General features: G+C 57.3%; 22 protein-coding genes. 7 read left to right on the top strand and 15 right to left on the bottom strand.

All coding sequences use genetic code 11. The features are described from left to right. On the bottom strand, nt 1-1,076 hold a 1,076-nt coding region (gene cas6 / locus SMC3_RS06290; RefSeq protein ID WP_119089948.1), incomplete at its 3' end, for a CRISPR-associated endoribonuclease Cas6. 215 nt (nt 1,077-1,291) lie between these two features. On the opposite strand from cas6, the gene SMC3_RS06285 reads away from it, so the two are divergent. From SMC3_RS06285 to ptsP, 4 genes are all read left to right on the top strand, one after another. Beyond that, complete coding sequence (locus SMC3_RS06285) at nt 1,292-2,569, top strand: Nramp family divalent metal transporter (RefSeq protein ID WP_119087903.1); 1,278 nt, start codon at nt 1,292-1,294, stop codon at nt 2,567-2,569. A gap of 136 nt (nt 2,570-2,705) precedes the next feature. Further along, nucleotides 2,706-3,767 (top strand): amidase domain-containing protein, encoded by a 1,062-nt coding sequence (locus SMC3_RS06280; RefSeq protein ID WP_165846627.1) that lies wholly within the window; start codon nt 2,706-2,708, stop codon nt 3,765-3,767. 131 nt (nt 3,768-3,898) lie between these two features. Then, on the top strand, nt 3,899-4,168 hold the full coding sequence (locus SMC3_RS06275; protein WP_119087901.1) for an HPr family phosphocarrier protein: 270 nt from the start codon (nt 3,899-3,901) through the stop codon (nt 4,166-4,168). Further along, the gene (gene ptsP, locus SMC3_RS06270) at nt 4,165-5,790 is read left to right on the top strand and encodes a phosphoenolpyruvate--protein phosphotransferase (protein ID WP_119087900.1); all 1,626 of its coding nucleotides are present in this window, start codon (nt 4,165-4,167) and stop codon (nt 5,788-5,790) included. Before SMC3_RS06275 ends, ptsP begins: the two co-directional genes overlap by 4 nt. Nucleotides 5,791-5,884: 94 nt before the next feature. Here the strand turns inward: ptsP and SMC3_RS06265 are convergent, their stop codons facing one another. Continuing rightward, on the bottom strand, nt 5,885-6,643 hold the full coding sequence (locus tag SMC3_RS06265; RefSeq protein ID WP_119087899.1) for a class I SAM-dependent DNA methyltransferase: 759 nt from the start codon (nt 6,641-6,643) through the stop codon (nt 5,885-5,887). Between the two features lie 151 nt (nt 6,644-6,794). Between SMC3_RS06265 and SMC3_RS06260 the strand changes: the two genes are divergently transcribed. Beyond that, entirely contained in the window at nt 6,795-7,787 is a 993-nt protein-coding gene (locus tag SMC3_RS06260; RefSeq protein WP_243621733.1) for a DUF2334 domain-containing protein, read from the top strand. Between the two features lie 62 nt (nt 7,788-7,849). Here the strand turns inward: SMC3_RS06260 and SMC3_RS06255 are convergent, their stop codons facing one another. Both SMC3_RS06255 and SMC3_RS06250 read right to left on the bottom strand, forming a co-directional pair. Next, nucleotides 7,850-9,742: a phosphoenolpyruvate carboxykinase (GTP) gene (locus SMC3_RS06255; protein WP_119087897.1), complete on the bottom strand. Its 1,893-nt coding sequence runs from the start codon at nt 9,740-9,742 to the stop codon at nt 7,850-7,852. Between the two features lie 199 nt (nt 9,743-9,941). Beyond that, nucleotides 9,942-10,268 (bottom strand): cupin domain-containing protein, encoded by a 327-nt coding sequence (locus SMC3_RS06250; RefSeq protein WP_119089939.1) that lies wholly within the window; start codon nt 10,266-10,268, stop codon nt 9,942-9,944. A gap of 147 nt (nt 10,269-10,415) precedes the next feature. On the opposite strand from SMC3_RS06250, the gene SMC3_RS06245 reads away from it, so the two are divergent. After that, a complete protein-coding gene (locus SMC3_RS06245) occupies nt 10,416-10,817 on the top strand; it encodes a protease inhibitor I42 family protein (protein WP_119087893.1) in 402 nt (133 codons plus the stop codon). A gap of 116 nt (nt 10,818-10,933) precedes the next feature. Here the strand turns inward: SMC3_RS06245 and SMC3_RS06240 are convergent, their stop codons facing one another. Together SMC3_RS06240 and SMC3_RS06235 are read right to left on the bottom strand one after the other, a co-directional pair. Beyond that, nucleotides 10,934-11,674 (bottom strand): hypothetical protein, encoded by a 741-nt coding sequence (locus SMC3_RS06240; RefSeq protein WP_165846625.1) that lies wholly within the window; start codon nt 11,672-11,674, stop codon nt 10,934-10,936. 12 nt (nt 11,675-11,686) lie between these two features. Further along, nucleotides 11,687-12,346 (bottom strand): hypothetical protein, encoded by a 660-nt coding sequence (locus tag SMC3_RS06235; protein WP_119087892.1) that lies wholly within the window; start codon nt 12,344-12,346, stop codon nt 11,687-11,689. 199 nt (nt 12,347-12,545) lie between these two features. On the opposite strand from SMC3_RS06235, the gene SMC3_RS06230 reads away from it, so the two are divergent. Next, nucleotides 12,546-13,052, top strand: a complete 507-nt coding sequence (locus tag SMC3_RS06230) for a hypothetical protein (protein WP_119089938.1) — start codon at nt 12,546-12,548, stop codon at nt 13,050-13,052. 75 nt (nt 13,053-13,127) lie between these two features. Here the strand turns inward: SMC3_RS06230 and SMC3_RS06225 are convergent, their stop codons facing one another. From SMC3_RS06225 to SMC3_RS06185, 9 genes are all read right to left on the bottom strand, one after another. Then, nucleotides 13,128-14,432 (bottom strand): tetratricopeptide repeat protein, encoded by a 1,305-nt coding sequence (locus tag SMC3_RS06225; RefSeq protein WP_207799699.1) that lies wholly within the window; start codon nt 14,430-14,432, stop codon nt 13,128-13,130. Nucleotides 14,433-14,454: 22 nt separating this feature from the next. After that, nucleotides 14,455-15,303 (bottom strand): DegV family protein, encoded by an 849-nt coding sequence (locus SMC3_RS06220; protein ID WP_165846624.1) that lies wholly within the window; start codon nt 15,301-15,303, stop codon nt 14,455-14,457. A gap of 102 nt (nt 15,304-15,405) precedes the next feature. Next, nucleotides 15,406-16,248: a DegV family protein gene (locus tag SMC3_RS06215; RefSeq protein WP_119089936.1), complete on the bottom strand. Its 843-nt coding sequence runs from the start codon at nt 16,246-16,248 to the stop codon at nt 15,406-15,408. Nucleotides 16,249-16,383: 135 nt separating this feature from the next. After that, complete coding sequence (locus tag SMC3_RS06210; RefSeq protein WP_165846623.1) at nt 16,384-17,226, bottom strand: DegV family protein; 843 nt, start codon at nt 17,224-17,226, stop codon at nt 16,384-16,386. A gap of 19 nt (nt 17,227-17,245) precedes the next feature. Further along, nucleotides 17,246-17,731 (bottom strand): peptidylprolyl isomerase, encoded by a 486-nt coding sequence (locus tag SMC3_RS06205; RefSeq protein WP_119088035.1) that lies wholly within the window; start codon nt 17,729-17,731, stop codon nt 17,246-17,248. Between the two features lie 9 nt (nt 17,732-17,740). Then, on the bottom strand, nt 17,741-18,193 hold the full coding sequence (locus SMC3_RS06200) for a peptidylprolyl isomerase (RefSeq protein ID WP_243623377.1): 453 nt from the start codon (nt 18,191-18,193) through the stop codon (nt 17,741-17,743). Further along, nucleotides 18,174-18,839 carry a PaaI family thioesterase gene (locus SMC3_RS09745; protein WP_119088033.1) on the bottom strand — a complete coding sequence of 222 codons (666 nt, stop codon included), beginning with the start codon at nt 18,837-18,839 and terminating at the stop codon, nt 18,174-18,176. The genes SMC3_RS06200 and SMC3_RS09745 overlap by 20 nt, the downstream gene beginning before the upstream one ends. Before the next feature lie 57 nt (nt 18,840-18,896). Next, nucleotides 18,897-19,475, bottom strand: coding sequence for a rubrerythrin (gene rbr / locus SMC3_RS06190; protein ID WP_119088032.1), 579 nt, complete (start codon nt 19,473-19,475; stop codon nt 18,897-18,899). Nucleotides 19,476-19,577: 102 nt separating this feature from the next. Continuing rightward, on the bottom strand, nt 19,578-21,281 hold the full coding sequence (locus tag SMC3_RS06185; protein WP_119089933.1) for a formate--tetrahydrofolate ligase: 1,704 nt from the start codon (nt 21,279-21,281) through the stop codon (nt 19,578-19,580). Nucleotides 21,282-21,344: the final 63 nt, after the last annotated feature.

Below are 21,344 nucleotides of genomic sequence, written 5' to 3'. Positions count from 1 at the left end.
GAACGCTCTGTGTGCGGTCTGTCCGATTGCGGGCGGTCTGAATGCTCACCCTGGGGACGAGGACGGCTGGTATGCGTCCGATCATCTCTGGATCCTGCACTTCGCGAGGGGCTGCTCTCGCCCGCCGCACCATGATGCTCGCCGTGCCACACGTGCCCTTCCTGCCCACGACTGCTGGACCGCTCGGGACGATCGGGTCTTTCCTGATCGGCAGCGGCCATAGGCGTTGAAGGAGTCCTGTGCACCTCATGAGTGTCTTCTTCTGTCCTGCGGCGCCAATGGGCATCGTCCTCTCCCTCAGGCGCTATGTCGAACATCCCGAAGCCATGAGAGTTCTTGCCTCCCAGGCCGGATTCGTACAGGAACGACAACAGCTTGGCATCTCCAGTCAACTGGAAACGTCCGGTATAGCCATGCACGGGCGTGTCCTTGAACGAAATGACGGCAAGATGCGGCGTATGGTCGAGACAGCTGATGCTGAACCCATCGCTGGGGGCCTTCTCCTGTGTCCAGGCGTAGTACTTGCGAACGGCATTGTCCAGGACAAGCTTGGCGAACAGCGGGTCATCGGGCGCAAAGTAGTGTGCGGAGTTGCTGTCCTTGCTCTCGCTCTGGTACACGGTGATGGGGCTGATGGTGCGAATTCGCCATGTGACCAGCCCGTGAGTGGGGATGGTAACGGGGTAGGCAGCAACAACACGTACCGATTGCACGAGGTTCCGCTCGAGGTGAAGGTCGTGGGCCTGCTGCAGGCGAGGCGTGAGTGCCTCGATAAACTCGGGACTGGGCGACGACAGGTAGAACCAGACAGGTGATGACATCACCAGCTGATAGTGAACGTGTCCGTCCGCTTCAACTCCATCACGCGGGGCGATGTCGATACGTTCCACCGACTTCGCATACAGCTGTGAGAAGGTGAAGAGCTTGAAATGGGCTTCTTCCGTGCCCGTCGCGATGCCAGACCACTTGATGTCTTCGGGGATGCACGCATTGACAAGCCCCTGCACGTAGGGGTTGTACCCCTGAGGCAAAATGAACTTGTCGAGAGCGCTCTGTACTTCGATCCTGATACGCATAGAAACCTCCACTCAATTCAGAGAACAGACAACCGGAAAGGTGAGCCATTATGGCCATGACGCGCCCCAGCCACTGGGGTGCTCGTTCGAATGTCCTGCTGTAGATATATTATTATAGGAGTTGTCAGGCGCGGTGCAACCACAACTTCAAGAGGAACCGGCAAGACCTGCCCGCAGACGCTTGATGACATTCCCGGGCCACATATACTCAGCTCATGAATCTGCGTACACGGATCCAGAAATCATTCAACGGTCATACTCCGCGTCTTCAGGCATTGGAACTCCTGAAGTACATTGGTCCCGGCTTTCTCGTCACCGTCGGCTTCATCGACCCCGGCAACTGGGCATCGAATGTTGCTGCAGGCTCGCTTTATGGTTATCGCCTCCTGTGGATGGTGACCCTGTCGACACTGATGCTTATCGTCCTGCAGCATAATGCCGCCCACCTGGGCATCGTCACGGGTCTATGCATCTCCGAGGCAGCCACGAAGTTCATGCGTCCCTGGTTCGCCCGCCTTGTTCTCGGATCGGCTGTTGCCGCCTGCATCTCCACGGCCCTTGCGGAGATCATGGGAGCCGCTATTGGGCTCAACCTGCTGTTCAAGCTGCCTCTGCGTATCGGCGCCATTCTCGTGTCGGCCGCTGTCATCTGGCTCCTTCTCAGCAACGGTTACCGGCGCATCGAGAAGCTCATCATCGCATTCGTGTCGCTGATAGGGCTTTCTTTCCTGTATGAGTTGTCGCTCGTGCGTATCCCCTGGGCAGAGGTGGCGACCGGGTGGGTTACCCCCGCCATACCCCTGGGCTCCATTCCTGTCATCATGAGTGTCCTCGGCGCCGTCGTCATGCCGCATAACCTCTTCCTGCACAGCGAGATCATCCAGAGCCGCCAACTGAACCAGAAGGGTGCAGACGTCATAGAAAAGCAACTCCGGTTCGAATTCGTGGACACCCTGAACTCCATGGTGATCGGCTGGGCCATCAACAGCTCCATGATCATCCTTGCCGCAGCGACATTCTTTGTCAGCAGAACCGCCGTCACAGAACTTGGACAGGCTCAAGCCATGTTGCAGCCGATGCTGGGCCGGGCAGCCGCCATCGTCTTCGGTGGAGCACTTCTCATGGCCGGCCTCTCATCTTCAGTCACTGCGGGCATGGCTGGCGGCAGTATTGTTGCGGGCATGTCCGGGGAACCCTATGATCCGTCGGACAATCACACCAGGTTGGGCATCATGATAACACTGCTTGGAGCTCTGCTGATTACGCTCGTGATCACCAACCCGTTCAAGGGCCTGATCTTCAGCCAGATAGCACTCTCCATTCAGCTCCCGTGGACGATCGTCCTGCAGATTCTGCTCACCTCAAACCCGCGCGTGATGGGAAAGTATGTGAACACTATACTCGACCGCGTCTTCCTGTGGACGACGACCGTCGTCGTCAGTGGCCTCAACGTCCTTCTCCTGGTCGACACGCTTCGCAATCTCCTTCGTTAGCGGTGGAAGGAGCAGATTACATTCTTGCGCTCTTGACAAGACAACCGGCTTGGCTTTAATGAACTTGGCAGAAGGGAAGGGCTCCCCTTATCTGGCCATCCTAAGTCGGACCATGTGGGAAGTAAGGAGTTGTACTGTGACAAACTCGAAAGCAGAAGTACGCTGGAGAAGGCAGATTGCCATTGTTCTGGCCATCATCGTGGCGACAGCCTCCTCGGTAGTTCTTGCTCCTGCCCCACGCGTCAGCGCTGGGACGTACAACCCTCTCAAAGCTATCCAGTATGCGAACCAGTGGTGGAACAAGCGCAATCCCAAATTCCAGAGCTACGGTGTCGGTGATTGCGCCAACTTCGTTTCACAGTGCCTTATTGCAGGCGGACTCAACCTGCGAGCAAGCGCTTCGGCCGACACAAGCGGAAGCATTGGGGAGTGTGTGAACCTGGACGCCTTCCTGACGAAAACTCTCAAAGCCACTATCTGGAAGACGTCCTCGAGGTCGCGCGCGCCGACTGGTCTGCAACCTGGTGATGTCGCCATTTTCGGCAACTGGCTCGGTCTGCGTCACGCGGTCATTGTCTCGGCCAAACAATCGAACGGCCAACCCCTTTTCAACGCCCACACCTTTGACCGGAAGAATACAACTCTCGGCTGGCTGTTCAGCGCCTGGACGTATGTGAAGTACTACCACATCGTCAAATCGCCGATCACGGTCGCGGTGGCTTCCAAGCCCGCGGCCTCTGCAAAAACAGCTGTTGTGACTCCCAAACCTGCAATTTCCGCAAAGACGGCCGTTGTGGCCCAGCCTGCCGTGACGTCAAGAAGTTCAGTTCATGCCGCTGTTCTCGACCCTCAACTCGAATCAGTCAAGCCCGCAAATCTCGTCACAACGCTGGCTCCATCATTAGTAATGTTAACGTCGGCAGTGCTGAACGGAGTCATCAAACCTGATAGTCAGCTAGTTCTCTGGTTCTTCGAATATGGCGTTTCAGAAACTTATGGCTTCGCCACCAACAAGCAGGGGCCGCTCCTCGGAAACATGACCAATGATATTCATTTTGCAGTCACGGGACTCCAGCCGGATACACTGTATCACACGCGTCTGGTGGGAGTTGCCCTGGACGGCAGCCTCACGGCAGGATCGGACACCACGTTCCGGACCGCAGCGACTCCGCCCGCAGCAGCCACAGTCGAAGACTGACAGCAGGCCGGAAGTAGTAATCTGCTGCTGTTCACGATTCTTCGTTGCATTCCCTGTCTCCGAAGTACACTGACTGTCGACGCCCCACCACGACCGAAAGCGTGGGGAATGCCCGGGGAGGCAATGGCACTATGACAGCGCGAACGTTTACCGTTCACAACAAGAGTGGGTTGCATGCACGTCCCGCCACGTTGTTCGTTCAGACAGCGGTGCACTTCAAGTCAAAGATCAGAATTACTCGTGAAGGTCGTACAGTAGATGCCAAGAGTATCCTCGGCGTCCTTTCCCTGGGCGCTGGCAAGGACTCTGTCATCGAAGTGGAGGCTGAAGGAGCTGATGAGACTGCAGCACTCGACGCTCTGGAGACTCTGCTGACAACCACCATGGGCGAAGAAGAATGAGCACCCTCAAAGGAATTGCTGCATCAGCAGGCATCGCCGTCGGTCGAGTGTACATCTATCGCCCGGATGACGTCGTTCTGGATCTCGAATCTCACGACTCCATCTCCGCGGAGGAGAAACTCAAGGCGATCAGTCTGGCAAACGAGAGCGTCCATCATCAGGTCGAGGCACTGCACGCACGTATGGAAGAACAAGGCAAGAGCAAGGAAGCCGAGATCTTCTCCGCGTATCAGATGTTCCTGGACGACCCGACGCTGCAGGAGGCCATGGAACGGTATGCGCGAGAAGGATACAGCACCGCAGCAGCCGTACACCGCGCCTATGAGGACAGTGCCCAGCTTATGGACAACCTGGCCGACGCCTACTTCCGTGAGCGAGCCAAGGATATCCGGGATGTCGGGGATCGTGTGGTCCGCGCCCTCCTGGGAACGCCCAAGGCCGACCTGCGCGCCCTGCCGTATCGGGCGATCGTCGTTGCCCGTGACCTTGCTCCAGCGGATACCGCATCCGTCGACCGCGAGAATGTGCTGGGCTTTGTGACAGAACAGGGTAGCACAACAAGCCATACGGCCATCCTTGCTCAGGCACTCGGCCTTCCCGCCGTTGTCGGCTTGGGAACGGCGCTTGCAGGCGTCGACGAACACGCACGCCTGGGCGTCGACGGAGCCGCCGGGACGGTTGTTCTGGACCCCACCCCCGAGGAACGTGCGACCCTCGAAGAGCGCGCCCGCGCCCTTGCGGCAGAACAGGAGCTCCTGACCCAGTACAAGGATAAGGAAGTGGTCCTCGGAAACGGCAAGCATATTGAGGTTTCTGCCAACATCGGCGGCCCTGGTGATGTCGCCACAGCCCTGCGGTTCGGCGCGGACGGGGTCGGCCTGTATCGTACGGAGTTCCTGTTCCTCGACCGGGACAGCCCACCCACCGAGGAAGAACAGGTCGAAGCATACCGCTCTGTTCTCACTGCGTTTGGCACCAAACCCATCATCATCCGCACCCTGGATATCGGAGGAGACAAACAGATCCCATACCTGCACCTGCCCGCTGAGTCCAACCCATTCCTCGGCGTGCGCGCGACCCGTCTTGGTCTGCGCAGACCAACACTGTTCAAGACTCAGCTGCGCGCCATTCTGCGGGCGAGCACGGCTGGCAAGACGCGGATCATGTACCCAATGATCGCTGTCGCTGAAGAAATCGAACAGGCCAATCTTCTGCTCCAGAGCGTGCGCAAGGAACTGGACGCAGAAGAAATCGCGTATGACCACAACCTCGAGGTCGGCATTATGGTGGAAATCCCGTCTGCAGCACTCGATGCGGAGCGTCTTGCCGACAGAGTCGACTTCTTCTCGATCGGTACCAACGACCTGACACAGTACACCTTTGCCGCCGATCGAACGAACCGCGACCTCAACTATCTATACCAGCCGTTGCACCCAGCTGTACTATCACTCATCCGCATGACCATCGAAGCGGCACACGCCCATGGCAAATGGGTGGGCGTCTGTGGTGAACTGGCGGGCGACCCGCAGGCAATTCCTGTTCTTATCGCCATGGGCATCGACGAACTGTCCATGTCCTCCGCAAAGATCCCACGCGCCAAGCAGATCATCCTGTCCCTCTAGGCATCTCTTTTCTCGCAGAACAACAACCGGCCCCGTTCAAAGACGGGGCCGGTTCTGCTACTGCCATGAAACAATGGGGAAAGACCTCTTTCTGCTACACCCGGGCGACGAAGAAGACGCGGGGCTCGGACTCCGGGTCAGCAAGAGGTACGGTCAGGTCTGTGGCACGCGCCTGGTAGACCGCACTGAACCCGACCTCCAGCAGCGCCGTGGTCACCTCCCGCACCGACCAGGCGTTTTCCATGAATGTCTCGTCGAAGCGAAGCCAGCTGTCCGACTCCTGCCGGACAAATCCGGAGATCTTGATGCGCCCCTGACGCTTGCCTTCATCGTACATGCCGCGATTGATGACCATTGCATCCAGGGCGTCCTCCACAGTCATATTGTTCCAGCGTCGCAGTCCCATCACCGTATTGAGGTCGAACACAAACAGGCCTCCAGGCAGCAGGCATTGGTGCACACAGGCGAAACAGGACAGCAAGGTGTCGATGCCGGACAGGTGGTTGAGGGCATCGAACGTCGACACCGCAAGCCCAAACCGCGAGGACAGCGAGAAGTCGGCAGCGTCACCCTGGACAAGGGACACCTCGCCAGAGGATACGAACGAAGCGCAATTGATGCGCGCATGGGCTAGCATGGGTTCCGAATTGTCCAAGCCTGTCACGATGTACCCCGCCTGCAGAAACTGCAGCGCCAGCTGCCCAGTGCCACAGCAGACGTCGAGCACCGACCGCTCGCCCCGGGGGCAGACTTGCTCGTACAAGGTCCGCAGCCTCGGCCCGACCAGCGTCACGAACCCGGTCCACCGTTGATTGTATGCCTGTGCAAATGGTGCCGTATAGGACGACTCCATGCAAACCTCCCACCAATGCGCTTTCAGCCAATCTAGCACCAGCACGCCCCTGGGTCAACAACGTTGGGAACCGTATATCTTGTCCCTGCGTCCAAATCGCATAGAATATTTCGCATTACCAGATTGGCAAGGACAAGGTTCGGTGGAAAACATGAAACGAACAATGAAAGCAGTTCTTGTTGCAGTGATGATCCTGGCAGCACTGACCAGCATCATGCCTTCAGCGAAGGCCGTCTCGCGTTCCCCGGATATGGCGAAGCCACTTCCAGGCAATTCAATACGTATCGCCCTCGTTCGCCTTGAGGACGTCAGTCCGTGGTACGCTCTTAACCCAAAACGCCTCGAACTCCTGCGATATATCGCTGATTATCTGGCTTCGCGCCATGTTCCATTCCAAGTGGCGATGATCCCCATATATCTGGATCCTGCGACAGGTATCCGTATTGGCATCGATACTCCGGACGATCTACGCGTGAAGGAATTCATTACGACAATCCACTATATGATCAGCAAGGGTGGTGAAATAGGTCTGCACGGTTATACACATCAAATGGGTGAAGGAGTAACCGGAGACAGTATAGAATTCTCCAATAATCAACACGCTATTGAGGGCACTGTGGCATATATGGCCGCACGTGTAGACGCTGCCCTGGCAGCCGCCAAAACAGCCGACATCCCAATCACTTTCTGGGAAACGCCTCACTATACGGCGTCGCCGGAACAGTATACCTATCTGGAGAGCCGGTTTTCCATCATCTATGAGCCGGGGCCGACCAACCATCGCACAAAAGAGCCGTTTCTTCGCAGCAGTTCCAATCCAGCTACAGGAAAGGTTTGTTTTGTCCCTACTCCTCTCGGCATGGTGGAGGGACCAAAGCAAACCCAATCCATCGTTTTATTCGCTGATGACTCGCATCGACAAATACTTGCTTCTCTGTTTTTCCACCCCTTCCGCGAACGGCTACCCTCATCGGATGCAGCACCGTCCTCGCCAGAGGATGAAACAGGCGCCTATCTGGAGCGAATCATTCCTGCATTTCAGTCGCACGGCTTTGTTTTCGTTTCTGTCACACAGGTACGGAAACAACTCCTTGCCAAGACCCAGTCTCATCACGCCAAGGCTGCACAACCTACATTGCCGTAAACAAAAAGTCCCCTCCTTCGGAGGGGACTTCATATGTAAGAGCTGAAGCCGTCTTGAAGTAATTAACCGACAATACCCCACTGCGACGGCTTGACCTCGTCGCCGAAGGTCTTCTGTGCTTCCAGCAGACGCGCACGCTGGGCTTCGAGCTCAGTGAACAGGACCTCGGGGGTGTCGTGCGTGCTGTTCTTCCAGCTCGCGATGACGCGGTCGATCTTGCTCAGGTTCTCGGGGATGCGGAGTGAGAACTCGGCCTCATACTCCTCGTACGTGTACTCGCGATCGATGATGTCTTTGAACAGCGGGGCAAGGTCTTTGTACTCCGGGATCCAGCCCGTTGCGGTCTTGATAGCCTTGACATCACCGTTGCAGCGCAGCTCCATCCACTTGTACCAGACCTTCTTATCATTCTTACCATTGAGGAACTTGCCGTCGCGGCTCTTGAGGAAGTAGTTGACGCCGAAGATCTTTGGCAGCCGCTTGGCTCCCTTGGCGAAATCGACGTTGATCTGCAGGTACTTGCCCAGCGGGATGGACAGGAAGTCCAGGTTGGACATCGGGTTGTGCTGACGCACGCCGGCCTTGCCAATGGTTGCTGCTGTCGTTTCGGACTCGATAGAGGCACCGAAGGCGACGACGCCATGAGCCCAGTCGATGGACTCCTGTACTGGGACCCAGGTGTCCGAATCGCGACCGCCGTAGACATATGCACTGACCTCGACACCGTCAGGATTGTCAGCATTCTTGTCCAGGTTCTCAAGCATGCTCAAGCTGAGCGTGAAGCGGGCATTTGCATGAGAAGCGGGCACGGCCTTGCCATCCTTGTCGAGCTTGCCCGGGGTCCACTCGCCCTTGAAGTTGACGCCGTGCTCAGGAACCGCCGCGTCCTTGCCCTCCCAGTACACGCCGCCGTCATCTGTCTTGAGGACGTTGCTGAAGATGACTTGATGACCGGGAGCATGAAGCGCCTTCCACTGGATGGGATCGTCCTTGCTGTTGACGCCCAGGATGATGCCAAACATGCCGTGCTCGCAATTGACTGCACGCACGACGCCATCGATCTTGCGGAGATAGGCAATATCGTCGCCGACGATGCTCTCGCCGTCCAGCATGGCGGTCGAGGTCTTGCCACACATCGAAGGGAACGCGCCCGTGAAGTAGGTGACGCGGCCGTGAGGCCCGTGGATGCCCATGACCAGCATGTGCTCGCACAGCCAGCCTTCCTGCGACCCGCGGTGGATGGCGAGACGCATGGCCATCTTCTTCATGCCCAGCGTGTTGCCAGCATATTGGGTGTTGGCGCTGTAGACAATATCGTCCTTCAGGTCGATGTAGATGCGGCGTTTGTCGATGTTCTTCGTCGTCTTGCTCTCGGTCAGTTCGCCCTCGGAGTGCACGAACTTGAAGAAGTGTGCCTGCTCACTCTGACGGATAAACTCCTCATAGCCGGGCCGATACAGCAGCTTCTCCGAATGTGCGACGTAGGGACTGTCGGTAAGTTGAACTGCTGGGATAGCAAACTCGGAACCGTTCGGCCCGAGCGTAGCAAAGACGATCAGCATCTGACGTCCGCGCATGATACCGTCCATGACCTCGCTTATGTCTTTGAGACCTTCTGTGCGGTCACGCGTGGAAATTTGGGGACCCATCTCTTCGCCCGGGTCCACCAGGATGTTCGTATGCTCCTTATCTCGGCCCTGGTCGAGAGGCGAATCAAAGTGAATCGTATGACCATTCATTGCCAGGCGCTGCTCCTCACCATCGTGGATAGCCTTCTCGCTGATGTAGGAGAGATCCCCGGTCGAGTCATCACAGACGAAGACACTCGCTGGATCGAGCAACTTGATGAAGTGGGCAATGAAATCGTATAGCTTGCCATTTGAGATCCTGCTGAGCTTCGCGTACTGCTCTCCGCCGAGCCGTTCCTCCAGGAACTTGGCGACATTGTCGTTCATGCATACACCTCCGTCGATATTGGCCCACAGGTCATTGTCATTACTTTAATATAGTACACCATTGTGGAAAAACGCACAGGTCGCAGCCATCGATTGACCGGTCAAATCATCAGTCCACAAGCTCTTTTTGGTTGAACTGCCGTGTGAAGTCGGCGACAGCTGTGCTATCGTGAAACGGTTTTGCGTCTCCCTCCAGGTGTCAGGACCGGATCATCGTCAGCAACCAGATACATGGTTCCAGTGCATCGACAGCATGGATGGCGCCAGCTGGCATGACGATAGCGTCCCCCGCTGCCAAGATATGATGCACGCCATCCAGGATAATGTCGACACTCCCCTGCAGCGACGTCACCAGTGCATCGAATGGAGCTGTGTGCTCGCTCAGTTTCTGCCCCTTGTCAAACGCAAACAGTGTGACGGTCCCCGTTGGCCGCTCGATCAGCGTCTTGCTGACAACCGCACCTGGTTGGATTATAATGAGATCGACTAGTCGGGCCGATTGGCCGTAAAGTTCGTTTGTCGCCATGGAACACCTCCGCCTCGATTGTATCAGGATACGCGATGCAGAGCAACAGTCCGCATGCGGCGAGCGTAGTCCCGAGAGACGCGTCGGCACTCCGTACGTCCAAGGAATGACGGTCGCAGACACCGGCTGGTTCAAGGAGATGAGATCATGAAGAGAAAAATGCTGTTTGTCGTCGTGACTGTGGTGGTACTGGCGGTTGCCGCCGCGGTCGTTACTCTGGTGCTGACCCGAACCTCTCAAGGAAACAAAATCACCGGGGACACATTCGAAACGACCACCGGGAAGACGTTCACCATCGCACTCGACGCGAACGCCACCTCCGGATACAACTGGAGTCAGACGACAAAAAACACGAACGTCGTTGCATACGTCGACATTGCATATGTGGCAACAGCCTCCAGTACCCAAGTTGTCGGAGGGAGCGGCACCGTTACCTTCACGTTCAAGGCTGTTGGCAAGGGAACGACCACAATTTCCCTCGCCTACGCCCGTCCCTGGGAGAGCGTTCCCCCTGCCCAGACCAGGACCATCACAGTCACCGTCAAGTAGAACAATCGCGAGACCCGAACCGCCTCACAGCCTACCACGGCAGGCGCGGCAGTTTGCGTGAACGTCCTGGTACGCTCGTAGCCGGACACCGGCAGCAGGGAAAGTCCGGCACCATGTTACAGTGAATGCTCCTCGCCTTGTCCGAGCAAGGCCAACTCAGAGAGCTTTGCATGCAGAACTGCGACATGTTCATAGGTTTCAAACAGAACTCGACTGTGCATGTCACGGAATGCTGTCAAAGCGATCTTGTCCACAAATTCGCGCTGCCGTAAGGCGTCAGCTACAATGTAAAAGCGAGCAGCGAAGTCCTGCAATTGCACGAACTTTGACAGTGCATTCAGCATATCCGTCGAGTTCTCGACCTCAAAAAAGGCGTCAGGCATCTTCCTTTCGTTGAACCACACAACGTCCACAGTCTGAGCCTTTCTCAGCGTCTCGTCATACGTGAATTTGTACATCGCCGGGACAGTTGTGACCGATGCCAAGGTTCCTTGCATGAACGGCTTATTCTTGTCCTGCAACGGCACAAAAGTCTCCATGTGGCGCATAGCACCAACTTCGACAATGAGCCCCTGGTAGTATGCATGAGTGTTCTCGCTTACTTTGGCAACAGGGGTCTTCCCGGATGGCAAGACACTTTCAGGCAAGCGATCTCGAGAGTCGTTCAGTGCCCAAAGGCCCGGACGAATTCTGAAGAAGAAACGCGGGTCCTGCACGATCCTGCGAATCGATGCGAAGGGCGTCTTTGTCCCCCATGCGCACTCTGTGATGGTTGGTACAACCTGATAGAGTCGCCCGAGTGTCGCATATCCACCCTCGCGCTCCATCGCCTCAATAACGGCTTCGTGCTGCTTCATATTGGTCTTCTCCTATCTTCTTCGAGCAGGTCTCTCGGACGACTCCGACGCGTCGAACAGGCTTTCGGTCTCCAGTTCTCGTGACGCAGTCGGACCTTCCTCGCCGAGGAGCCAGTTGTGGTCGGACAGGAAGGCCATGAGCTCGCCCTTGCGGCGCTCATACAGATCGGGACGGAGGACCGGGTGCAGCTTCTGCACTGTGATGGGTGGGTCGAGGTAGTAGATGAAGTTGGCCCCGGACCGGCCGTGCTCGAGCACCTGCTCGGGAATTTCCGCGTCCAGCCGTGAGACTCGCATCAGCGCTAGATAACCGTCCTGCAAATCTTCGAAGTAGGCCAGCGGCGCCGAGGGGTTCCACAATGAGAACCAGCCCTCAGCGCACAGTCCCGCAAATACGTCGTAGTTGACAGGGACATGCAAGTAGTTGTCCACTTCGGCCAAGTAAGACAGGACATACGCGGTCTGATTGGCTGTCTCCTGAGCTGTGGCACCGAGCTGCGACAACTGAAACCGAGGGCGACCCTTGCGCGGGTCGAGGACGAACGGCCCACGGTGCCCGATGGGACGCTTCTTGCAAACGAACAACTGTGGCTCCAGGCGTATGCCCATGCTCACGCCGCTCAGAGCGAACACGTTGACCCGTTCGTCGCGCCACGCCATTTCGATCTGCATACGATATACCTCCGCCTTCGACACACCTGTACTAATCATGCTAGGCTGGCTGAACAAAACGTCAACACCTCTCTGTGGAACTCTGGTGCCCCGGGCAACGTCAGTGTTATTGGAGCTTCATCGCTTTTCCAAGGTTGACGCGGCGCCGGATGTGGTACAATGAACCATCCATTTGACAACACTATGGGGGTTTTGCTGAATGAAAATCGCAATCAAGGTGCTGGTCGTTCTCCTGGCTGTGCTGATCGTGGCAGCTGGGGTCGTATGGTACATGCTCGGCCACGGAGGCCTGCAAGGAGATACGAATGCTCCTGCGGCGGATATCGGCCCCGCCCGGCAGCTCCTGAGCGACCTGAAGACAAACAGCAGCCTCAAGTTCTCCATGGCTGTGCCGCACAGCTTTGACTGGTATGTCGCCACCGGCCAGGGCAACCCGACGCAGCTGAACCTCTCGGGCGTCGTCATGATCGCCAAGTCGGCGACCTCGGACGAAGCTGTGAACATCGACGCGTGGCTGCGCCAGCAAGGTTTCGCAGGTGATGCCGAAAACAATAGTTTCGGTGACACGACAGTCAGTGAGGGGTATGCCAAAGACTCGGTCGTGGTCCTGGTTGTGACGCCGGTTTCATCCAATGGTACAACAACGCAGGCGACGCAGCTCATCGTTTATGCAGGCGTGTTACCGAAGACCTCGGCCGTCAACTGACCTCAGGATACAGGAACTGTACAAGGCGGGAGCATGACTGCTCCCGCCTTTTTCATTGCATATGTTTCCTTCTGGCTACTCCGGCATCACCACGACGATGGGTGTCATGGAGTCGTCGTTGCCCGCCGGGTTGTCCTCCAGTGACCGCCTGAGCCAGTCTTCGTCGACGCCCTCGGTCGACGCTACGATCTCGGCACCAAAGACATCGTTGACGTCGACCACGCTGATACGAGCCCCCTTGCGTGCCAAGGCAGCGATACTCGCCTCAACGTCGAGCGGGCCGGGGACGAGGCACGCGTCGTAGGGCATCACTTTGTCACTGTCCACAGCCTTGGCCATGGGACCAACGACCGCATAGAACCAGCCCTTGCGATGGAACAGCTTTCCCAGTACCGTGGCGCCCGCCCCGAGAAGAACACGGAAGGTTCCTGCCAGCTCGATGTATGCCTGAACCTTCCATGCTGCTTCCATCGGATAGGTGTACCAGTGAATAAACTTTCCGCCGCCGTGCCCTGTGTACGGGCCGAGGAACCGCGCCAGGCGTGACGGCTTGAACGTCCCAACCCACATCAGTGTCCCTTCGCACATGGTCATCACGCTACTGGCAATCGTAACGACGCCCGTCGGGTGCTCCTGGTGGACCCTGTCCACGATCGACGAGAGGTCGCTCGCCTCGGTGAGCAACCCGGTGTACACGTTGTGTCGAACGGCCGCAGTCCCAGAGGTCTTCACCTTGTACGGAGGAAGCTGGCCAAATCCGAGTCTCTCCCAGCACGCTGTCAGCATCGGATCCCCGCGATAGAGGTAGAAACCACGGTCGAGCATCTCCCTCGCCTTGTCCAGCTCGCCACGCGATGCCAGGATGCCGACATAGTTGACGATGTCCTGTTGGCGGAAGTTGTCGGTGTCCAGTTCCGCAAACCGCTCGAGCAACACAGGGTCGCTGGTGATGCGACACAGCCTCTTGAGCAGGAGACGCGCGGGATTGTCCAGTTCGCGGGCGCTCTTCCAGTCCACCCTCTCATACGCCTTGCGCCACCATTGAGCTCCCTCGTTCTCGCGGTGAAGAAAAAAGTACAGCAGGTCACCCAGGAAGACCTCTTCCCAGATACCCATTGGAGGACTATAGAGCTGAACGGCTTTCTCGGGGTCCCGACGAAGGTACAGTGTTGCCAGAAGCCGCTTGGTACGCTTCCATTCGGGATGAACGGCGCGTACACGCGTCAGGAGGCCCAGTGCCTCCTCGTCTTTGCCGGACTCCATGAGACCGACCGCTCCCCACCATGCGGCGTAGTCTGAACGTGGAGCAGCAGCGAACAATCGCATGGCGACGCGCTTGGCGCCAAACCAGTCGCACAGCCAGGCAATGGCGTAGATCATGGTTTCTCCCGTCCGTTGCCGGCTATTGTGACTTCTTTTCCGAAATGGTGACTCCGATCATGTCGGGCCCCGAATACGTCCCGACGACAGGCCCAAGCTGGGCCAGAATGCTCGGCAGGCTGTACCTGGACATAAACTCTCGCTGAAAGCCTTCAACCTCGGCCCGGTTGGCACCGTAGTGGAACCCAATATATTCGATCCCCTTCTGCAGGTGCTTATCGATGATTGCCCAGAGATGTTCGAACGCAACTTTCTTGGTACGGGGACGGTCCACGACATCCGTGACCCCCTCGATGTAGGTGAGCACGGGCTTGATCTTCAGGATGTTGGCGGCGATGGCGGCGGCCTTTCCAATGCGCCCGCCTCTCTCGAGGTACTTAAGGGAATCGAGCACGAAGTAGGTATGGGTCCGCAGACACAGCGCCTCCACCTCAGCGACGACCTGCCACAGCGGGGCCCCGGCTTCGGCGAGCTCCACTGCCCGCATCACCGGAAATCCGATACCGAGAGCAGCATTCCAGGTGTCCACAAGCCGGACATGAACCGTATCCAACTGATTGCGCCCGGTGAGAGCCGAGTTGAGTGTGCCCGACATACGCGAACTGATGTGAATCGAGACGATGTCGCCCTGGGGGTCTTTGTCCAGAATCGCGCGATATGCACACGCGAATTCGTCGGGTGACGGCTGCGTGCTGGCGACTGTTGCGCCAGCCACGAGGCGGCGGTAGAACTCGTCGTTTGTAATGTCGATGCCGTCGCGGAAATACTCGCCGTCGAGTGAGACCTTGAGTGGAACGACCGTGATGCCGTGCTCTTCGGCATACCCTTGCGGCAGACACGCCGTGCTATCCGTTACGATGTGGATGGCCATTATCGACTCCTTCTCCGCTTGCGCATTCGTCCCGCCAGCGGAGACAGCGGGACTGCTCACATGGTTGCTGTACAAGGGGAAGGCTTCTCTCCCCATTTCACATTACACTACTTTGTCGACGATGACAACCCCCAGCGTCTCAGGTCCTGTAAGGCACCCGAGGACAGGGCTCAACTGGCTGAGGACGGATGGAATACCTGTGCGCCTCGTGAACTCAGTTTGCATGGCCTCGACCTCGGCTCTGTTGCCCGCATAGTGGAACCCAATGTACTCGATACCCCGTACGACTGCCTGGTCGATAAGTACCCTGATGCGCTCCTTCGCGACACGCATGGTTCGCGGCCGGTCGAACACGTCGACGATACCGTCCTTGAACGTGAGGATAGGCTTGATCTGCAGGATGCTGGCTGCGACGCCTGCTGCCTTGCCGATGCGCCCGCCCTCGACGATATACTTCATTGTGCCGACGAGAAAGTAGATATGCGTGCGTGGTTGCATCCCGTCCAGCACCGTGATGGTGTCGTCGATGCCGGCTCCGCCCTCAACAAGCTTGACGGCCTGCATGACCATGAACCCGAGTCCAAGAGCTGTCATCCGCACATCATAGAGATGGACGCGTCTGGGATCAGTCTGCTCGGCTGCAATGTGGGCACTGTTGAGTGTTCCACTCGTGGCGGACGACAGGTGAATGCTCAGCACTTCGTCGCCCGGGTTTGCAAGCAACCTGGTGTAGACCGCGATGAAATCCTCGGGGCCGGGCTGCGTGGTGCCAGACTTGGCTCCAGCTTTCTGCTTCGCGTAGAAGGCATCAGGAGATATCTCTGCAAACTCCCGGAAGAATACTCCGTCGACCGAAACCTTGAGCGGCACGACGGGAAGGTCGTGCTGTTCGGCAAAACCAGTGGGAAGGCAGCTTGTGGAGTCCGTTACAATGTGAATAGCCATAAACTCCTCTTAGTCGAGAATCCCGGACGCCTTGACGATGCGCACGTCCTCGACAGGATGTGAACGTTCACCCCGCGTCGCCTGGGTGACAGGTCTTGTCCTGGTTCGCCGCTACGTCCAAATTGGCCTTCTTGTTCAAACTGCTTTGTCGACAATGACGACTGCCATGGCCTCGGGTCCTGTATGACATCCGATGCAAGGACCCAGCTGGGTGAGGACGGACGGAATACCCGTTCGCTTCGTGAATTCAGCCTGCACTGCCTCAACCTCGGCTCTGTTGCCCGCATAGTGAAACCCAATACGCTCGATGCCCCGTACGACTGCCTGATCGATGAGTGCCCACATGCGGTCTCGAGCTGTCCGCATGGTTCGCGGCCGGTCGAACACGTCGACGATACCGTCCTTGACCGTGAGGATGGGCTTGATCTGCAGGATGCTGGCTGCCACGCCCGCTGCCTTGCCAATGCGCCCGCCCTCAATGAGGTACTTCATTGTACCAACGAGAAAGTAGAGATGCGTGCGTGGCTGCATCCCGTCCAGCATCGTGATGATGTCGTCGATGCCGGCTCCGCCCTCAGCAAGCTTGACGGCCTGCATGACCATGAACCCGAGTCCGAGACCTGACGTCCGCACATCATAGAGATGGACGCGTCTGGGATCGGTCTGTTCAGCTGCAATATACGCGCTGTTGAGTGTTCCACTCATGCCGGATGACAAATGAATGCTCAGCACTTCGTCGTCCGGGTTTGCGAGCAACCTGGTGTAGATCGTGATGAAATCCTCGGGGCCGGGCTGTGTGGTGCCAGACTTGGCTCCAGCTTTCTGCTTTGCATAGAAGACATCAGCAGATATCTCCACAAACTCCCGGAAGAATACTCCGTCGACCGAAACCTTGAGCGGCACGACGGGAAGGTCGTGTTGTTCGGCAAAACCAGTGGGAAGGTAGCTTGTGGAGTCCGTTACAATGTGAATAGCCATATGGGCGTTGCCATTCCTCCTAGTCGAGAATCTCGGACGCCTTGACGATGTGCACGTCCTCGACAGGACATGAACGTTCGCCCCACGGCGCCTGGGCGACGGGTGTCGCCGCGATGGCCGCCAGAACGTCCATGCCTTCAGAGACATGCCCGAACGCGGTGTAGCTGCCATCCAGCTGATCGGACGTGCTGGTCATGATGAAGAACTGCATGTCGGATTGGTCGACGTGCGCCTGCTGAGCAGCCATGCTGATGACGCCGGGAACGTGCTTGACGTCGGAGCCCTCGAACTTGACGTTGCCGCCGCCCGTGCCGGTTCCCTGTGGGTCGCCGCCCTGAACCATAAAGTCCTTGATGATGCGATGGAACTTGAGGCCGTCATACTTGCCGGCGTTGACCGCCACCATGAACCGCTCGACGGTCTTGGGCGCCCGAGCGGCGTACAGCTCGAGTGTCATCGTGCCCTTGGACGTCTCCATACGGACAACTCTGTTCTTTTCTTCCATGTGACGCTCCTAGTTGGCGACTTCGGTCGCCCGGATGATGGTGATTTTCGTGAGAGGGGCCGACATCTCGCCGGGCTTGCTGGGATTCTCTCCGACCGGCACGTTCGCAATCTTGTCGACGACGTCCATGCCCTCAATGACCTTGCCGAACGCAGGATACTGACCATCCAGAGAGGTTGTGTCTCCCTGCATGATAAAGAACTGCATGTTCGACTGCGTTACGCCTGCCTGTGACGCTGCCATGGAGATGACGCCCCGGACATGGCTGATGTCGGTTTTCTCAAAGGAGACCGTTCCGCCTCCCGTACCGTTGCCATTTGGGTCCCCGCCCTGGATCATAAATCCCTTCATGACCCGATGGAAGGTAAGTCCATCGTACTTGCCACCCACGACGTTCTCGAGAAACTGGGTGACGGTCCTGGGAGCCTTGTCCCCGTAGAGTTCAAGCTTGATCGTGCCCATGCTTGTCTCCAGCACAACGTACTTGTTGCCCACCACCTGCGGAGCCTGAGGCTTCCTGAGGAAGGCGAATACCAGCAACAGCGACAGGATGACTGTCGCTGCCAGCGTGATGACTACTGTCCGCGTGCTCGGCGGAATGGGCTTGTGGCCCGGATACTTCTTCTGCAGCTCCTGCGTCCGACTCAGTTTCGGTGTGGCTTTCCTGTTGTTGGTGCTCATCTGTGTTTTTACTCCTGACACTCTCCAAGAGACTTCGGCCGATAAGAAACGTCGCCGTCGCCTCGGTCACGACCTCACCGGTTGCAAGGTCTTTGATGCATGCTTCTGTCGCCTTGATACGGCTGCCACGGTCTTCGGCCAGCCTGGCCTCGACCCGGTACTTTCGGTTGGAATACATCGGCCGGTGGTAGCGCACATGGATGTCGACAGTGAACGCCGGAAGCCCCGTGCCGAAAAAGATGTTGGCCATTGCGTCATCCAGGATTGCCGCCTGGATGCCTCCATGCGTCACGCCACGATACCCATCGAACGTCGAATCCAGCAGAAACTCAGCTGTGCTGGTTCCGTTCCCCACGTCAAAACGGAGATGGAGACCAGCCGGGTTGTCTGACGAACAGACAAAGCAGTTGTCGATGCGCGCTTTCATGCGCCGTCAGACACGAAGGGGCCTGCCGGAGCAGACCCCATGACTGTCTTTCTAACGCTAGTAATCCTCCGACTTGACCTGATAGAAGCTCTGCGCATGGTGGCACGCCGGGCACACATCCGGAGCCTCCATCCCCTCATGAACATACCCGCATTCGCGGCACACCCAGATGATCTTGTGGTCTTTCTTGAAGACAGAAAGCCCTTTGACTTCCTTGAGGAGCTTGCCGTACCGCTCCTCATGGTGAGCTTCAGCGACAGCGATGGCACGCAGACGCGTCGCGATTTCCTTGTAGCCTTCCTGATCAGCGACGTCCGCAAAGCCCGGGTACATCGTTGTGGTCTCGTAGTGTTCACCGTCGATTGCGGCCTGCAGGTTCTCGGCCGTTGTTCCAAACCCTAGCGGGACTTCTGCATTTGAAAGCTTCAGTTCACCACCGTTCTCGGCCTTGATGTCCTGGAGAAAGTGAAACAGGACAGTAGCATGCTCCCGCTCCTGCTCCGCGGTCTCGGCAAAGATACCAGCTATCTGCTCATATCCCTCGGTCCGTGCTACCTTGTTGTACATGGTGTACCGGTTACGAGCCATGGATTCACCTACAAAAGCTGCACCAAGATTGAGAAATGTCTGTTTCAACGCTCACCTCCATGCACGAGTTGTGTTGCTACACTCCATTGTATCCAATCAGCACGGACGCCACAGAGCGGAATATTCACAGTGCCGGTCGGTTTCGGTGGATTAGCGAAGACCAGTGATCACACCGTCTCCGGTCACGTCAATATTCACCATCGCAGGGACCTTGGAGAGTGCCGGCATCGTCTGCATCGTCCCACCCAACGGATACAGGAAACGCGCACCGGTCGCGGCACGAATGTCGCGGATCGGGAACAGGTATCCAGAGGGAGCGCCCTTGACATCTGGATCATGGCTGATGGACAGATGCGTCTTTGCCATACAGATGGGCCACTTGTCATAACCGGCTGCGGTGAACTCCTTGATACGCTCGACCGCCACAGGCGTCAGATCAATGTCACTGGCACGATAGATGGTACGAACCAGCTTGCGCATCTTCTCCTCGATGGTGTCGGTCAGTTCATAGGGATAGTGGATGGCACCCACCTTGGATGTCGATGCAACTTCCTGGACTGCGCGTGCCAATTCCAGACCACCATCGCTTCCGTCAACGAAGAACGTATGAGGAACGGCGGCCAGCGCACCAAACTGCAGGGCTTTGGCCTGAACCATCGCCACCTCTTCGGCGGTGTCGTCCGGGAATCTGTTGACAGCGACAACAACTGGCAGGCCATAGGAACGAACATTCTCGATATGCACCCGGAGGTTCTCGCAGCCCAGTTCGAGTGCCGGCATATTGACAGCTGAAACAAGGGCGGGATCAAGCTTCTTGCCTGGCTTGATGGTGTACGCGCCACCGTGCATCTTGAGCGCGCGGATCGTGGCGACGATGACGACGCAATCAGGCCCCTTCATACCGGCCTGTCGAAGCTTGATGTCCATGAGTTTCTCGAAACCCATGTCGGCACCAAAGCCGCTCTCCGTCACAACATAATCACCAAGTTTCAGGGCAATCTGGTCAGACAGCACCGAGTTGTTGCCGAAGGCGATGTTGGCAAACGGTCCAATGTGAACAAAGGAGGGCGTGCCTTCTTCGGTCTGGACCAGGTTAGGATAGATGGCATCCTTGAGGACGGCAGCCAAGCCCCCGGTTGCCCGCAGATCCGCAACCGTCACGACCTTTCCACTGCGGCTGCGCGCAACGACGATCTCCGACAGGCGCTGGTGCAGATCTTCGAATCCGGTCGTCAGGCCCATGATGGCCATGATCGGCGAAGCCGCGGCAATGTCGAAGCCGGTATCGTACGACGTCTCAGTCTTGACGCCATCTTTCTTCTCTGTCAGATGAATCGTGAGCTTGCGCATCGACCGGTCCTCTACGTCCATGGTCCGGCGCCAGCTAATGCTCTGAGGATCGATGTCCAGTTCATTTCCCTGAAAGATGTGGTTGTCCACTACCGCGGCCAGCAGGTTAGTAGCCGTCTCTACTGCATGGATATCACCCGTAAAGTGCAGGTTGATCTGCTCCATCGGGAAGAGAGAAGCCTTGCCACCGCCTGTTCCACCGCCCTTGATACCAAAGACTGGACCCATGGACGGTTCACGCAGTGCGTTCACCGTCTTGAACCCCAGCTTGTTCAGCGCCATGCCCAGGCCAATGGTCGTGACGGTCTTGCCTTCGCCAAACGGTGTCGGCGTGACAGCTGTCACATCGATGTACTTGCCATCCGGCTTATCCTGCAAGCGGTTGAGGATATGGTAATCAATCTTGGCCATGTATCTGCCAAAGAAATCGATTTCCTCATCGCGAATACCCAGCGACAGCGCAAGATTGCCAATGTCTTTCTTGTCAGTTGCTTTTTCGAACATAGGTCACACTCCTCTTTTACGTGGTACGTTTTATTATTGTACCCTCAATTCGATTCCTACGCA

It is taken from the genome of Candidatus Cryosericum hinesii (assembly GCF_003570985.1).
Lineage (GTDB): Bacteria > Caldisericota > Caldisericia > Cryosericales > Cryosericaceae > Cryosericum > Cryosericum hinesii.
The sequence above is the reverse complement of the archived record's forward strand: the minus strand, read 5'-3'. Positions and strand labels throughout refer to the sequence as shown.